This is a genomic window from Pseudomonas gingeri (assembly GCF_013386115.1).
Lineage (GTDB): Bacteria > Pseudomonadota > Gammaproteobacteria > Pseudomonadales > Pseudomonadaceae > Aquipseudomonas > Aquipseudomonas gingeri.
In genome coordinates, this window is the sequence record NZ_JACAOR010000008.1 from 199398 (window position 1) to 214373 (window position 14976).

General features: G+C 64.8%; 14 protein-coding genes. 4 read left to right on the forward strand and 10 right to left on the reverse strand.

Going from position 1 to position 14976, the window contains the following annotated elements; all coding sequences use genetic code 11:
* Positions 1-284: 284 nt before the first annotated feature.
* The 4 genes from HX881_RS16900 to HX881_RS16915 form a co-directional block, all read right to left on the reverse strand.
* Positions 285-1241 carry a LysR family transcriptional regulator gene (locus HX881_RS16900; RefSeq protein ID WP_177085577.1) on the reverse strand — a complete coding sequence of 319 codons (957 nt, stop codon included), beginning with the start codon at positions 1239-1241 and terminating at the stop codon, positions 285-287.
* Between the two features lie 96 nt (positions 1242-1337).
* Positions 1338-3617 carry a hypothetical protein gene (locus HX881_RS16905; protein WP_177085579.1) on the reverse strand — a complete coding sequence of 760 codons (2280 nt, stop codon included), beginning with the start codon at positions 3615-3617 and terminating at the stop codon, positions 1338-1340.
* 6 nt (positions 3618-3623) lie between these two features.
* The gene (locus HX881_RS16910) at positions 3624-3974 is read right to left on the reverse strand and encodes a hypothetical protein (protein ID WP_177085581.1); all 351 of its coding nucleotides are present in this window, start codon (positions 3972-3974) and stop codon (positions 3624-3626) included.
* 15 nt (positions 3975-3989) lie between these two features.
* Positions 3990-4406, reverse strand: a complete 417-nt coding sequence (locus HX881_RS16915) for a hypothetical protein (protein WP_177085583.1) — start codon at positions 4404-4406, stop codon at positions 3990-3992.
* Between the two features lie 269 nt (positions 4407-4675).
* On the opposite strand from HX881_RS16915, the gene HX881_RS16920 reads away from it, so the two are divergent.
* The 4 genes from HX881_RS16920 to HX881_RS16935 are packed head-to-tail and all read left to right on the forward strand — an operon-like array spanning position 4676 to position 9445.
* Positions 4676-6187 (forward strand): efflux transporter outer membrane subunit, encoded by a 1512-nt coding sequence (locus tag HX881_RS16920; protein WP_177085585.1) that lies wholly within the window; start codon positions 4676-4678, stop codon positions 6185-6187.
* Between the two features lie 10 nt (positions 6188-6197).
* A complete protein-coding gene (locus tag HX881_RS16925; protein WP_177085587.1) occupies positions 6198-8384 on the forward strand; it encodes an FUSC family protein in 2187 nt (728 codons plus the stop codon).
* Positions 8374-8574, forward strand: coding sequence for a DUF1656 domain-containing protein (locus tag HX881_RS16930; RefSeq protein ID WP_017124129.1), 201 nt, complete (start codon positions 8374-8376; stop codon positions 8572-8574). The genes HX881_RS16925 and HX881_RS16930 overlap by 11 nt, the downstream gene beginning before the upstream one ends.
* A 10-nt stretch (positions 8575-8584) precedes the next feature.
* A complete protein-coding gene (locus HX881_RS16935; RefSeq protein WP_177085589.1) occupies positions 8585-9445 on the forward strand; it encodes an efflux RND transporter periplasmic adaptor subunit in 861 nt (286 codons plus the stop codon).
* Positions 9446-9531: 86 nt separating this feature from the next.
* Here HX881_RS16935 and HX881_RS16940 read toward each other — a convergent pair whose 3' ends face one another.
* The 6 genes from HX881_RS16940 to HX881_RS16965 form a co-directional block, all read right to left on the reverse strand.
* On the reverse strand, positions 9532-10356 hold the full coding sequence (locus HX881_RS16940; protein ID WP_177085591.1) for an SDR family oxidoreductase: 825 nt from the start codon (positions 10354-10356) through the stop codon (positions 9532-9534).
* Between the two features lie 9 nt (positions 10357-10365).
* Positions 10366-10767, reverse strand: coding sequence for a thioredoxin domain-containing protein (locus HX881_RS16945; RefSeq protein ID WP_177085593.1), 402 nt, complete (start codon positions 10765-10767; stop codon positions 10366-10368).
* 108 nt (positions 10768-10875) lie between these two features.
* Positions 10876-11340 (reverse strand): hypothetical protein, encoded by a 465-nt coding sequence (locus HX881_RS16950; RefSeq protein ID WP_017124125.1) that lies wholly within the window; start codon positions 11338-11340, stop codon positions 10876-10878.
* A gap of 174 nt (positions 11341-11514) precedes the next feature.
* Entirely contained in the window at positions 11515-12966 is a 1452-nt protein-coding gene (locus HX881_RS16955) for a mannose-1-phosphate guanylyltransferase/mannose-6-phosphate isomerase (protein WP_017124124.1), read from the reverse strand.
* Positions 12967-13118: 152 nt separating this feature from the next.
* Positions 13119-13775 (reverse strand): alginate O-acetyltransferase AlgF, encoded by a 657-nt coding sequence (locus tag HX881_RS16960; protein WP_017124123.1) that lies wholly within the window; start codon positions 13773-13775, stop codon positions 13119-13121.
* Positions 13776-13789: 14 nt separating this feature from the next.
* The gene (locus tag HX881_RS16965) at positions 13790-14968 is read right to left on the reverse strand and encodes an alginate O-acetyltransferase (RefSeq protein WP_017124122.1); all 1179 of its coding nucleotides are present in this window, start codon (positions 14966-14968) and stop codon (positions 13790-13792) included.
* Positions 14969-14976 lie beyond the last annotated feature (8 nt).

Here is a 14976-nt window from a genome sequence, read left to right on the forward strand (position 1 = left end):
GAAGGCGTCCGGGCGGGCGGTGCAGGGTTCAAGGGCCTCTTCGTGGGCAAGCCCACTCCCACAATGACCATCGCGTCAGGCGCACATCTTGTGCACGGCGCAATCCTTGTGGGAGCTGGCTTGCCAGCGAAGGCGTGCGGGCGGGCAGTGTAGGGCTCAAGGGCCTCTTCGTGGGCAAGCCCACTCCCACAATGACCACCACGCCAGGCGCACATCTTGTGCACGCCGCGATCCTTGTGGGAGCTGGCTTGCCAGCGATGAGGCGCGGGCGGGCGCCGATGATCTCAGGTGGCCAGACGCACATGCCCCATTTCATAGGCCGCCAGCTCGGCCTGGTGGGCCGCGAGGATCTCCGGCAGGGAGCCGCGCAGGTACTCGACCCAGGTCTTGATCTTGGCGTCCAGGTACTGGCGCGACGGGTAGATCGCGTACAGGTTCAGTTCCTGGGAGCGGTAGTTGGGCATCATGCGCACCAGGCTGCCGTTGCGCAGGCCCTCGATGGCGGCGTACACCGGCAACACGCCGACGCCCATGCCGCTGGTGATCGCCGCTTTCATCGCGTCGGCCGAGTTGACCAGGAACGGCGAGCTGGACAGGGTCACCGCCTCCTGGCCGTCAGGACCGTTGAAGATCCAGTTGTCCAGGGCGGTCACCGGGCTGACCAGGCGCAGGCAGGCGTGGTTGAGCAGTTCGCTGGGCTTGCGCGCGCAACCGTTGGCCTTCACATAGTCGGGCGAGGCACAGACGATGCTGTAGGTGATGCCCAGGCGCTGGGAGACAAAACCCGAATCCGGCAGCTCCTTGGCGAGCACGATGGACACGTCGTAGCCCTCGTCCAGCAGGTCCGGCACGCGGTTGGCCAGGGTCAGGTCGAAGGTCACGTCGGGATGGGTCTTGCGATAACGGGCGATGGCGTCGATCACGAAATGCTGGCCGACCCCGGTCATGGTGTGCACTTTCAACAGCCCGGCGGGCCGGGCATGGGCATCGCTGGCCTCGGCCTCCGCTTCCTCGACGTAGGCGAGGATCTGCTCGCAGCGCAGCAGATAACGCTTGCCGGCCTCGGTCAGGGCGATGCGGCGGGTGGTGCGGTTGAGCAGGCGGGTTTGCAGATGGGCTTCCAGGTTGGAGACCGCGCGCGAGACATTGGCCGTCGTGGTGTCCAGTTGCACGGCGGCGGCAGTGAAGCTCCCGGCTTCGGCCACGCAACTGAAGGCGCGCATGTTTTGCAGAGTGTCCATGGGGTGTTCTCTGGGGCGATGACAAATTGTGACATGAAGTAACGGGGTGGTGTCAGCTTGTCGCGGGCCAGGAACGGTGTCTTTACGGCCAACGTCTCAGGTCACGCGCCAGGCCTCCTTCACCTTGGCCTCATAGTAACCGCTGATGTAGGCGGTCAACATGGCTTTCAAGGCCTCCCGCGCTGCCGGCAAAGTGCTGGCGTCCGGTCGCTCGCGAGCGGCTTGTGCCGCGCTTAGCAAGGTGTCCACCGCGTCCGAGGGGGCAATCCGTGCCTTGATCGTCGCCAGTTCACGGCGCAGCAGCGTGCCTTTGCCCGGGTCGGCGATGTTGTTCCGCAGGGTGTCGAAGGCCTGCACATGCTTGTCGACGTAGCCGTCCCACCAGGTCGTATCCTGGCCCGGGGCCAGCTTGCCCAGGGCAATCGGCAGCAGCAGATCCAGGGACTGGCTGCCCAGTTGCTCGTCGAACAGGGTGTTGACCTGGCTGCCGGTGGCGCCTTCCAGGGTGATCGGCGTGGGTGTCGGGATGGCCTGGCTGAAGGCATCCTTTTGCGTGAGGAAGCGCTGGGTCAGCAACAGCGCCGGTTCTCCGTCCTTGAGTTTCAGCGCGAACCTGGCCGAGGTCCCGTGGGATTGATAGAGCACCGTGCCGCCGATCAGGGCAATGATCGGCGCGCTGTCGAAGTTTTCGACCCCGGCGCTGGAGAGCCCGCCGGCGATCAGTTTCTGCACGCTTTCCAGGGTGTTGAACTGGCCGGACACGACGATATCCAGGTAGGTGCCGGACAGGTGCGGGTCGTCCTCCTTCACGGATGCCAGGCTGATCTTCACCCCGGCGTCGAGGCTCACGCCCCACGACAGCTTCGCTTTCGGTTCGACGGAAAGGGTCCGGGTCTCGGTGTTGGCCTTGGCGGTATAGCGTTTCAGGGTGTCCGGCCGGAACAGCGCCAGGTGCTGCTCCAGCAATTGGCGAATAGTGGCGTCCGCGTCGGCATCGATGGTTCGGGCGATCTTGAGGTGGACGTACTGCTCTGTCAGTTGCCGTGAGCGCTGGTCGAGGCCCTGGCTGATCTCGCGCAATTGCTCGGCGTTCTTGCCGTCCAGCACGGCGCGGGTCAACTGGTGGCTGCTGTCGACGACATGGGCCTGCATCGCGCGGATCAGTTGCCGCGCATCGGGGCCGTACTCCCCGACGCCCTCCAGGCGCTGCTCGGCGGTGACCGGGTTCAGTTCGTAGAGCCCGATGATATCCAGGGCCTGGGCTTTCTCGGTTTTCAGCACATCGGCCCTCGCCTGCGCCTGGACCTGGAGCACGCCCAACCCATCGAACGCCATCGTCGCGCTGGCCGCGACCCGCTGGCCGGATTCGATCTGGAAGGGTTGGGGCAGGGGCTGGTGGCTCTTGAACAGCGGGCAGGGGTTGCCGCTTTTTCGCAGTTCGTCGCCAAGCCACGCCTGGCTGAGGGAGGCCAGGCGGATATTGCGCTGATAGTTGTTGCAGGCGCTGAGCAAGGGTTTTGCCTGCATCAGCAGGTCGCGCTTGGAGCCATTCCACCAGGCCCATTTGGACAGGCTGTTGGCCCGGACGTAGGTGTCCAGGTTGCTGTATTTCCTGGTGTAGACCGTTTCGTGGCCCATGCCCAGTTCCAGCGAGACGGCATTGGCCAGATGCAGGCGGCCTGTCACCCGCTTGTCGACGCTGGTGGTGTCCTTGATGATGCGGGTCTGCGTGGTCTCCAGCTTTGACGACAGCCCAACATTCGGCCCGATACTGGCGCCGCCCAGCGCCCCCGTGCCGACCTGCACCCCGATCCGCGCATCCCAGCCCTGGGACCCGCCTTCGCCGACCGTCGCCCGGCTTTTGGCCAGGGCCTGGTCCAGCGAGTTCTTCAGGTGCACGCTCAAGCTCGCGCGAAATTGCCACTTGAGCACCCGGCACAGGCGTTGCTGCTGTTGGTTTTCGCCTGCGCCGGGCAGGTTGGCAAAGGTGTGCTGGGCGGTCTTGAAGTAGCGATAGAGAACCTGCAGTTCCTGCTTGCCGAGGCTGTCGAGGTCGTTGGCGCGAAGGGCGGGCAGGGCTTGCGCGTGAAGTTTCTGCAACGGTTCGAGGGCCTGTTGTTGCGTGGCCGGGAGACTGTCCTGCAGGCGCTGCATGATGCGCTCGACGGCGCCTCCGAAGTGTTCGCCGGCAGCTTGCGGCTGCCTGGCGGCGTCGATACCTTGCAGGTTGTCGCCGAGGCAGGTATCGCCCGCTTGCAGGTCGGGCGCGTGATGGAAGATCGAGTATTTTTCCTTGTAGCTGATCAGGCTCGGTTGTCCGGCGGACGGGTGAAACAACGAGGTGGGACGTGCCTGTAGCGCATCAAGGGGACTCATGGGCGATCACTCCTGCGCCAGCGGCGCATGGCAACGTTGCAGGAACAGTTCGCAGGTGTCGAGGATGGCCGTCCTGTCGGGAAACGGCAGCCTGAGGAACAGGGCCTGGGCAGCCTGTTCCTGGAACCAGGTGTCGAACAGCAAAGCCATGGAGCCGCCGGGCGCCCGGATAACGAAGTCAGAGGCTGGCGCATCGACGACCGGCGGCGTGAGCATGAGCAGCAGTCCCTGCTGGCCGTATTCCAGCCACAGCCTGCGGTCGTCGTGATCCAGCGCGATCTGGAAGTAGTCGGCCTGGCTGTCGGGCATCAGCCTGTGTAGCTGGCGAATCAGGTCGTTGCGGCTGGCGTCGGACATGACTGCTGGTCCTGTTCAGTGGGCCGTATGCTTGGCGGCGTTCGAGAGATTGAAAAAGCTGGCCAGGCCGCGCAGGGTCTGGTCCTGGGACGCCCCCTCGATGATCAGGCCGCTGATGACCGGGCTCGGGCCCTGGCAGTCGATACTCATGTAGTGCCGGCACAGGCTCAGGTTCAGCCGCAGCCACTGTTGCACGCCGATGGCCTCGACCCCGTGCAGGGTGCGGCGCACCACGTAGGCGTCGGCATACTCGAGCGTGCAGGGATCGCCGTCGAGGGTGTGGAAGTGCAGGCGTTCGTCGCGCTGTTCGACGGCGATGCCGAGGTGCTGCACCAGGCATTCCTGCAAGGCGTCCAGGGGCGCCGGAGGGACGGGCACGAGAGACGGGTTGAAGCGGTCGCGGCGTTTCTGCAGTTCAAGAGACAGGTTCATCGGATGCCTCTGCCTTGTGTTCTTGTTGTCAGGCTGGTGCCAGGTCGGTGTAGGACGAAGCCTCGCACGCCCCTGCAGCCGGCCAATATCACATTGCGCTCATCCTCCGGCGCCCCGGATTCCCGGTCGTTGCCAGCTCCGTCGCCAGGACACGGATTATCTCGGGAACGGTAACAAACATTCGCAGGAAGCCCCGCTTATCGCCGCCTCGGGCGCCCCCTAGAATTGCCGCTCCAGAGCTTCTCCATCCATGTCGGGAATTTGCAGCAGTGCCGCGTCGCATCAGCAGAGAGCTGAAGACTCTCAGTGTTTGGGCCTTATCGTTAGCAATCGGCGGCTGCATCGGAACCGGAGGTATTGCCCCACAAGGCAAGACCCTGGCCGCCAATACCCTGGCCACCGACGAGGCGATCCAGAGCGCCGCCCGCGATGCGCACTGGCCGACCGCCCGCTGGTGGCAGGTCTACGGTGACCCGCAACTCGACCAATGGATCAGCCAGGCCATGCAGGGCAGCCCGAGCCTGGCCATGGCCGCCGCGCGCGTGCGCCAGGCCCGGGCCATGGCCGGGGTCGCCGAATCGGCCGAGTCGCTGCAGATCAAGGGGGATGCCAGCCTCAAGCGCCATCAATGGGCCAACGATCAGTTCTATGGTCCCGGCGAACTGGCCGACTCGAACACCTGGGACAACAATGCGGGCCTGGGCCTGAGTTATTCCCTCGACCTCTGGGGCCGCGACAGCAATGCCAGCGAACGCGCCGTGGACCTGGCGCACATGAGCGTCGCCGAGGAGCGCCAGGCCCGGCTCGAGTTGCAGGACAATATCGTGCGCGCCTATATCCAGCTGTCGCTGCACTACGCCCAGCGCGATATCGTCGAGGCGACCCTCAGGCAGCAGACACAGATTCTCGACCTGGCGCAGAGGCGCCTGAACGGCGGACTCGGTACCCACTTCGAAGTCAGCCAGGCGCAGACACCGCTGCCCGAGACCCATCGGCAACTGGATGCCCTGGACGAAGAGATCGCCCTGAGCCGTAACCAGCTGGCGGCCCTGGCCGGTTTCGGTCCGGGCGAGGGCGCGCGGTTGCGGCGTCCGGCGCTGTCCCTGCGGACCGCGCTGAAACTGCCATCGGCGTTGCCCGTCGAACTGCTGGGCCAGCGTCCCGATGTGGTTGCCAGCCGCTGGCAGGTGGCGGCGCAGGCCCGTGGTATCGATGTGGCCCACGCCGGCTTCTATCCCAATGTCGACCTGGTCGGTAGCCTCGGCTACATGGCCACGGGCGGTGGCATGCTGGAATTCCTCGCCGCCCGGAAATTCAACTACAGCGTCGGCCCGGCGATCTCCCTGCCGATCTTCGACGGTGGCCGCCTGCGCGCGGAACTGGGTGAAGCCACCGCCGGCTACGATATCGCGGTCGCCCACTACAACCAGACGCTGATCAATGCCCTCAAGGGCATTTCCGACCGCCTGATACGCCGCGAGTCGATGGACAAGCAGCAGGTCTTTGCCGCCGAGTCGGTGGCGGCGGCGCAGAAGACCTACGACATCGCCATGCTCGCCTACCAGCGCGGCCTGACCGACTACCTCAATGTGCTCAATGCCCAGACCCTGCTGTTCCATCAGCAGCAGGTCGAGCAGCAGGTCCAGGCCGCGCGCCTGAGCGCCCATGCCGAACTGGTCACCGCCCTCGGCGGCGGGTTGGGCGCGGGCAACGATGTACCGGCGCCGGAGCGTGGCGTGCCGGGCAAACCTCCTGCGGTGCTGGCCGCCTTCGATCACTGAGAACCGCGTCATGACTCCCTTGCCCGCCCCGGTGCGCTGGCTGTATTCCCTCGAATGGCGTCGCGGCTTCTTTGACTGGGCCCGCAGCGACGGCGTGACCTGGGTGTATATCTTCAAGACCCTGGCCGCCGCCTTCCTGACCCTGTGGCTGGCCATGCGCCTGGAGCTGCCCCAGCCGCGCACCGCGATGATCACGGTGTTTATCGTCATGCAGCCGCAAAGCGGGCATGTGTTTGCCAAGAGTTTCTACCGGCTCTTGGGCACCCTGGCCGGGTCGGCGGTGATGGTGCTGCTGATCGCCCTGTTCGCGCAGAACACCGAGCTGTTTCTCGGCGCGCTGGCGATCTGGATCGGGACCTGTTCGGCGGGGGCGGCGCGCAATCGCAACTTCCGCGCCTATGGTTTCGTGCTGGCGGGCTACACCGCCGCCATGGTCGGCCTGCCCGCCCTGGCCCATCCCGAAGGGGCCTTCATGGCGGCGGTGTGGCGGGTGCTGGAAATCTCCCTGGGGATCGTCTGCTCGACCTTCGTCAGTGCGGCGATTCTCCCGCAGAGCGCCAGCGCGGCCATGCGCAACGCGCTCTACCAGCGCTTCGGCGCGTTTGCCGGGTTTGTCGGCAGCGGCCTGCGCGCGCCCCATGCCGGCGCGGCATTCGAAACCGCCAACATCGGCTTTATCGCCCAGGCCGTGGGCCTTGAGGGCCTGCGCAGCGTCACCGTGTTCGAAGACCCGCACATGCGTCGGCGCAACGGGCGGTTGAACCGATTGAACAGCGAGTTCATGACCCTGACCACCCGCTTCAATGCCCTGCATCAATTGCTTGAACGCCTGCGCAGCCGCGGACCGCTGCAGGTGCTGGCGGCCATCGAACCGGGCTTCCTGGGCCTTGCCGAACTGCTCGACGGTTTTGCCGGACGGGCGCTGACCGATGCCGATGCCAGGCGGCTGGCCGTGCAACTGGCGGACTACAAGCTGGCCTTGCCGCAACGGGTGCGCAGCCTGCGGGCGCGCTTCGAGGAAGGCGACCCGGACGCGGCCGGGCAGCTGGAGTTTCATACCGCCTTCGAGCTGCTCTACCGCTTTGTCGAGGAACTGCACAGCTATGCGCTGACCCATGCCTCCCTGGCCGACCATCGTCATGAGCGCGAACAGTGGGACGAGCCCTATGTGCCGAAGACCAACTGGCTCGCGGCGGCCGCCTCGGGGATCCGTGGCGCCTTTATCCTGATCGTGCTCGGCAGCTACTGGGTGGCGACCGCCTGGCCGAGCGGGGCGACCATGACCCTGATCGCCGCCGCCACGGTCGGCCTGTCGGCGGCCACCCCGAACCCCAAGCGCATGGCCTTCCAGATGGCCTGCGGGACCTTGCTCGGGGCGCTGATCGGCTTCGTCGAGATGTTCTTCATCTTTCCTTCCATCGACGGTTTCGCCCTGCTGTGCATGGTCCTGGCACCGGTATTCGTGTTCGGTGCTTTCCTCGCTTCGCGCCCGGCCTGGATGGGTGTCGGCGTGGGCCTGCTGATCTTCTTCAGCACCGGCTCGGTCCCGGACAACCTGACGATCTACAACCCCTACGGTTTTATCAACGACTATATCGGCATGGTCATCGGCATGCTGGTGTGCGCGGCGGCGGGGGCGATCATCCTGCCGCCCAACAGCCGCTGGCTGTGGCGGCGCCTGGAGCAGGACCTGCGCGAACAGGTGGTGTTCGCCATCAGCGGCAGGCTCAAGGGGCTGGGCTCGACCTTCGAAAGCGGCACCCGTGACCTGTTGCACCAGGCCTACGGTTTCGCCGCGGGGCAGCCGAAGGTGCAGAGCGAGCTGCTGCGCTGGATGTTCGTGGTGCTGGAGGTCGGCCACGCGGTCATCGAATTGCGCAAGGAACAGGCGGTCCTCCCGGTGCACCCGGCCTATGCCGAAGCGCAGCCATGGCGCCAGTCGATCCGGGTCATGGGCCGCTCGCTGATGCGCCTGTTCATCCAGCCCAACGCGAGCAACCTGGAGCGCGCCTTGCTGGCGGTGGACCACGCCATCAGCCGGGTCCAGGCCACCGACGAACCTTTTGCCCGGCACTTCGATACCTCGGTGCTGCGCCGGGTCCAGAGCTACCTGCACTTTATCCGTACCTCGCTGCTGGACCCGCGCTCGCCGCTGGCGACCCTGGGCGGCGCACAAGGAAATTCCCATGCCCCGTGAAATCGCGTTCCACGGTCTCTACCTGCCGGCCATGACCCTGTTGTTCCTGATCGCCGCCGGCGTCGGTTGGGCGCTCGACCGTTTTATCGCCAGCCATGACCTGTACCGCTTCTTCTGGCACCCGGCGTTGCTGCGCCTGAGCCTGTTCAGCTGCATTTTCGGCGCCCTGGCGCTCACTGTTTACCGTTGAGAACGACCTGATGAAAAAGCTCTTCAGCCTGATCGCCACCTTGCTGGTCCTGGCCCTTGCGATCTGGATCGGCCGGCTGCTGTGGATGCAGTACATGGAAAGCCCGTGGACCCGTGACGGCCGTGTGCGCGCCGACATCATCAATGTCGCGGCGGACGTCACCGGTGAGGTGGTGGACGTGCCGGTGCGTGACAACCAGAGAGTGAACAAGGGCGACCTGCTGATGCAGATCGATCCCGAGCACTACCGCATCGCGGTCAAGCAGGCGCAATCGCTGGTGGACTCGCGCAAGGCCACCTGGGAGATGCGCAAGGTCAACGCCCATCGCCGGGCCGACCTGGACAACATGGTGATCTCCAAGGAGAGCCGTGACGATGCCGGCAACCTGGCCGACGCCGCCCTGGCCGACTACCAGCAGGCCCAGGCGCAACTGGAGGCGGCGCAGTTGAACCTGGCGCGGACCCAGGTGCGGGCGGCGGTGGACGGCTATGTCACCAACCTCAACGTGCACCGCGGCGACTATGCGCGGATCGGCGAGGCGAAGATGGCGGTGGTCGACCTGAATTCGTTCTGGGTCTACGGCTTCTTCGAGGAAACCAAGCTGCCCCATGTGCAGGTCGGTGACCTGGCCGATATGCAGTTGATGAGCGGGCAGGTGCTCAAGGGCCATGTGGAGAGTATCTCGCGGGGCATCTACGACCGTGACAACCCGCAAAGCCGCGAGCTGGTCGCCGATGTGAACCCGACCTTCAACTGGGTGCGCCTGGCCCAGCGGGTGCCGGTGCGGATTCATATCGACGAGGTGCCGGACGGGGTGCTGCTGGCGGCGGGGATTACCTGCACGGTGATCGTCAAGCCGGCGGGGGAGTGAAGATCACCAGAAGCTTCGCGGCGGTGGTCGGATCGACGGCACTTGTGGGAGCCGGCAAGCCGGCTCCTACGGTTTGCGCGCGGTCATTACAGGGAGTGGTTCAGGCCAAAGCGCTTCATCAACACCTTTTCCAGCAGGCCCTTGGGCAGCAGGGCTGACAGCAACGGCAACGCCCGGCAGCCGTTGCCCAGGCGCAGCAGGCGCGGAGGCTGTGGTTTTTGCGCGGCCTTGAGCAAGTCGGCGGCAAAGCTGGCCGCCGGGGTCGGGTTGTTCTGCGACGCATTGGCCCGGGCGCGAATGCCCTCGCGCAGCGGCCACCAGGGCGACGTCTCGGCGATCAGTTGCTCGGCCTCATGGCTGGCATTCCTGGCGAACTGGGTATCGATGGCGCCGGGCTGGACTTCCATCACGCGCACGCCGAAGGGCGCCAGCTCCATGCGCAGGGCATCGCTCAAGGCATGGACCGCCGCCTTGGACGCGCAATAGGCGCCGGCGAACGGTGTCACCAGGACACCGGAGACACTGCCGATATTCACCACCAGGCCGTTGTTGCGACGCAGCGCCGCGAGCAGCGCGCGGGTCACGCCGACGATGGCGAAGACATTGGTTTCGAACTGGCGCTGCATGGCCTCGACACCGCCATCGAGCAGCGGTCCCATGGCGCCATAACCGGCATTGTTGATCAGCACATCGAGGCCGGCGTGCTGCCGCTCGATACGTTCGGCCAGTTGTTGCAGGGCCGGGCCATCGTTGACATCGAGTTGCACGGCGGTGAAACCGGCGGCGGCCAGGGCGGCGACATCCACGGGCTTGCGCGCCGTGGCCCAGACGTCATACCCCGCGTTTCGGAAAGCATCTGCCAGCGCGCGGCCGATGCCGCTGGAACATCCGGTGATCAAGGCTACGGGCATGGCACATCCTTATTGGGCCTGGGAGTCGAAGACCTCCGAGAATACCTTGTCCGTGACAAAAAAGAGCGAATCGAGTCCTTGTTTGATCTTGATCCGGTCGGTGCCATGCATGCGGGTCTGCGCACCGTGGCCGTCGAGAAAGAACAGGGTGGGTACGTACTGGATCTCGATACCGGGCTGCAGCAGCTTGAAGATCGGGTAGCTGAGCTGGAAAAACGCCACCCGCTCCTGATAAGGGCCTGATGCCAGGGCCTCGAGCAGTCGCTTGAGTTGATCGCAGGGCGGGCAGCCGCGGCTGTAGACAAGAACCACCGACGGTTTGGGCCGGATCAGGGGAATCTCCAGGCTGCCCAGGGCCGTACGAAAAGCCCTCCGGGTCTTGATTTCGGTGACTGTGTTCTTGCTTTTCATCCTGACTCCCTGATCGGTAGCTTCACCTCCAGGGGGTATTCAACGTCAAATGCACTGGGTTGTAACCTGTCAGAAATGACAGGTGGCAATGAGCCACTATTCTCGGTGTCAGCCGGAAAAACTGCCTTGCAGGCGTTCGGCACGAAATTCCAGGGTTTGTGGACGGTAGCCGGGGCGCAGCGGTGGCATCGGCAAGCAGTCTTCCCAGGCACCTGCGGCCTGGAGTTCACCGGGGCCGCGGTAACGCGGCGCGGTATAGCTGTTTTCCGCCAGGTTGACGGTATCGCCCGGAGCATAGGCCGCGATGCGCCAGCGCAGGTCGGTCAGGGGTACGTCGTTGTCGTTTTTCATCTTCAATTGCAGCGGCCGGTCGGCCGGGCAGTGCTCGGGAGCATAGCTGATGCGCATTTCCAGGCGCGCCAGTTGCCGGGCCTCGCGGGTATCCATCCAGGCGACCCAGGCGGCCACCAGTCCCAGCCCGGCCAATGCGGCCATGGACACCGGCAAGGCCTTGGCCGGGTAGCGCAACAGCAGGACCAGCCAGGTGATGATCAGCAGCACGCCGATAAACATGAAAAGCAGCCTCGAAAAGACAGGAAGCATCATCCTAACAGTGTAGGTGGTGCCCTTCACTTCGGGGACGGGGCGGGCGGGTTTTGCATCGCCGGCAAAAAAACACCCCCGCCCCCACTGACTGCGGATAGGGGACGCAGCCAGCGGGGGCGGGGGTGAGTGGAACGCCAGGGCTTACTGGGCGATGGTTTTCACCGAGATGCCGCGCTCGACCGGGGTCGAACGCCCGTAGATATCTTCGAAACGCTCGATATCGTCTTCGCCCAGGTAGCTGCCCGATTGCACTTCGATGATCTCCAGGGGGATCTTGCCCGGGTTGCGCAGGCGGTGCACCGAGGCGATCGGGATGTAGGTGGATTGGTTCTCGCAGAGCAGGAACACGTTCTCGTCGCAGGTCACTTCGGCGGTGCCGCTGACCACGATCCAGTGTTCGGCGCGGTGGTGGTGCATCTGCAACGACAGGCACGCGCCCGGCTTGACCGAGATGTGCTTGACCTGGAAGCGGCCGCCCATGTCCACCGAGTCATAGGAACCCCATGGCCGGTAGACTTCGCAGTGGTTCTGGGTCTCGCTGCGGCCCTGTTCGTTGAGGGTGTTGACCATCTGTTTCACGCCCTGGACCTTGTCCTTGTGGGCGATCATCATCGCGTCCTTGGTTTCCACGACCACGATGTTTTCCAGGCCGATCACCGACACCAGCTTGCCGTTGCCGTGGATCATGCAGTTGCGGCTGTCCTGGATGACCACGTCGCCCTTGCTGACGTTGCCGTTCTCGTCCTTTTCATGCACGTCCCACAGCGACGACCAGCAACCGACATCGCTCCAGCCGGCGCTCAGCGGTACCACGCAGGCGCGCTGGGTCTTTTCCATCACCGCGTAGTCGATGGAGTTGTCCGGGCACTGGGCGAAGGTGGCTTCGTCCAGGGTCACGGTATCGGCGTCCTGGTGGCTGCGTTCGAGGGTCAGCAGGCAGGTGTCGTAGATATCCGGATCGTGTTTCTTCAGCTCTTCGAGGAAACGGCTGGCGCGGAACAGGAACATGCCGCTGTTCCAGAAGTAACCGCCGGCTTCGACGAACTCGATGGCGCGTTTTTCATCGGGCTTCTCGACGAAGTGCGAGACGCGGCTGACGCCTTCGGGCAGCAGCGCATCGTTGCTCGACTTGATGTAGCCATAACCGGTTTCCGGTTTGGTCGCCGGTACGCCGAACAGCACCATCTCGCCACGCTCGGCGGCCACGGTAGCCAGGGCCAGGGCGCGTTGCAGGGCTTTCTGGTCGTCCAGCACGTGGTCGGCGGGCAGCACCAGCATCAACTCGTCGCGACCTTCGTTGATCAGCATCATCGCGGTCAGGGCCACGGCCGGCGCGGTGTTGCGGCCGAACGGTTCCATCAGGATGCGCTGGGCCTCGAGGTGGCGGTTGCTCAACTGTTCGTTGACGATGAAGCGATGGTCCTTGTTGCAGACCACGATAGGCGTGTCCATGCCTTCGAACACCAGGCGCTCGAGGGTCTGCTGGAACAGCGTCTGTTCGCCGGTGAGGGCGAGGAACTGCTTGGGAAACTGCTTGCGCGAAAGCGGCCAAAGACGTGAGCCGCTACCACCTGACAGGATTACCGGAATCATGTTGTTACTCCTTTAAGCAATGTATGGGTTAGAGCTACTGCGGTTGGTCGTTTCACTCTCTTGTTGTTGTCCGTGTCCGAATGGCCAACGCGATTCCTTGTGGCAGCCAGCAAGCCGGCTCCCACAGGGGGCGTGGGCCACTCGGAAAATCATCAGCGGGTCGACACCGGGCGCTTGACCCAGACCGGCGACAGGCTGCTGCCGCTGCCGGTGACGTAGAGCACCGCCGCTTCACCGCGCTCCAGGGCCACCGGCTTGAGGTCGCTGACCTTCTGGTTGCCTTCGTAGAGGGCGAAGCTGACCTTCACCGGGTTGATCTCGCGCTCGCCGCGGCCCTTGGCGGCTACGGACTCGACCACGGCGGTCTTGCCGTCGGCGGTCTTCAGGGTCAGGGCCTTGTCACTCAGGTTCTGTACCCGCACCAGGGACTTCTGCTTGTTCTTGAACGGCGGTTCCTCGATCAGCTGCGGCTGGCCGCTGGCGTTGTTGACCAGGGTGTAATAGTGGTCGGCGGCGAGTTTCACCGGCAGGCTCTGGCTGCCGACCTTGGCGCTGTAGTCGCCACCGGGCATGAAGCTGAAATCGCTGCTGGCCAGGGGCGCGACATCGCTGAGGGCGGTGGCGCCGACGGTGGCGCTGACTTCCTGGTTGCTGGCGTTGTACAGACGCACGAAGCTCGAACCCTTCGGTGCGGTCGGGCCGTACAGGGCGGCGTCGCCGCCGGCCCAGACCTGTAGCGAGAGCAGGCTCAGGCCTGCGGCCATGGCCAGGGTCTTGACGGTGTTTTTACGAGTAGTGTTGAAGGTCATGGGGCATACCTCTTTCAGTTTTGCGCCTGTACAGGCGACTCGGATCGGGTGGTGTTCTGCACCAGGTTCTGTTGGCGGATACCAGCGGCTTTGAGTTGCGCGACCCACTGCGGGTCGGCATCGCCGATTTCGTTGTTGACCGGCAGGTAGCGTTCCGGGAATTCCCAGATCAGCACCTGTGGCGGGTTGTTCTTGAAGGCGTCGCTTTTCAGGTAGGCGAGCATCGGCAGGATCGGGCCGTGGCCGTCCTCGGCGTAATTCACCACGTCGCTGTGCAGGGCCTGCTTGAGGGCGCCGACGAAGTTCCAGTTCGGATTGGCGCTGTAGCTGGTGCCGATCAGCGCCACCGGCACTTCGTTGTCGGCGAACAGCGCGTCGTCGCCGGCCGGCTGGTCGTCCGCGGCACGGGTGATGCGTTTTTCCAGCGGTTCCTGCGGCGGCATCAGGTTGTCGAACAGCGGATCCAGCGGCAGGAACAGGGTCAGGTCGCCCTTGTGCTGCTCGGTCTTCTCGGCTTCGGTGACAAAGCGCTGCGGCGTGCCGCTGAGCGGCGCCTGTGCGGCGATGGCGCTGGCCAGCTGGGTGGCGGCGATCTGCGCGCCGTCCGGGGTCCAGTGGGTGTCGGTACGCAGGAACACCTGGCGGCCCTGTTGCTTGGCCTGTTGCAGCGGGCCGAGCAGGTCGGGGGCGAGGATCCGGTCGGCGGCGACGCGGGCATGGAAATCCTCGTAGAGGTTGGCGTGGATGCTCGCCGGGCGGACTTCACCCAGGTGTTCCGGGTACAGCCGGACCTTGGCTGGCACGATGGCCATCACCAGGTTCACGCCCTTGGCCTTGAGGGTCTGGCGCACACCTTCGACCAGGGCGTAGTTGCCCTGCAGGTTCTGCTGCTCGTTGGCGATGGGGTTGAATTCCTCGTCGCTGTAGAGCCAGTGGTCGCGGCCCAGCACCACGCCCGGACGGCCTTCGTTGAACAGCTTGAAGTCCAGCGCGGCCCAGAGGTTGGTACCCAGGCGCTTGATCGGGAACTCGCCGTCGTAGTGGGTCTCGATGGCCTTGGTCCAGCGGCCGTTGAGCACGGTCGCGTCGGCGTTGGTGCTGAAGCCGATGAAGCTGCGCAGGGACCACAGCCCCAGCGCCAGCAAGGTGACGAGGAACAGGGCGATGTAGAGGATGCGTAATGAGCGGGTCATGGTCGGCT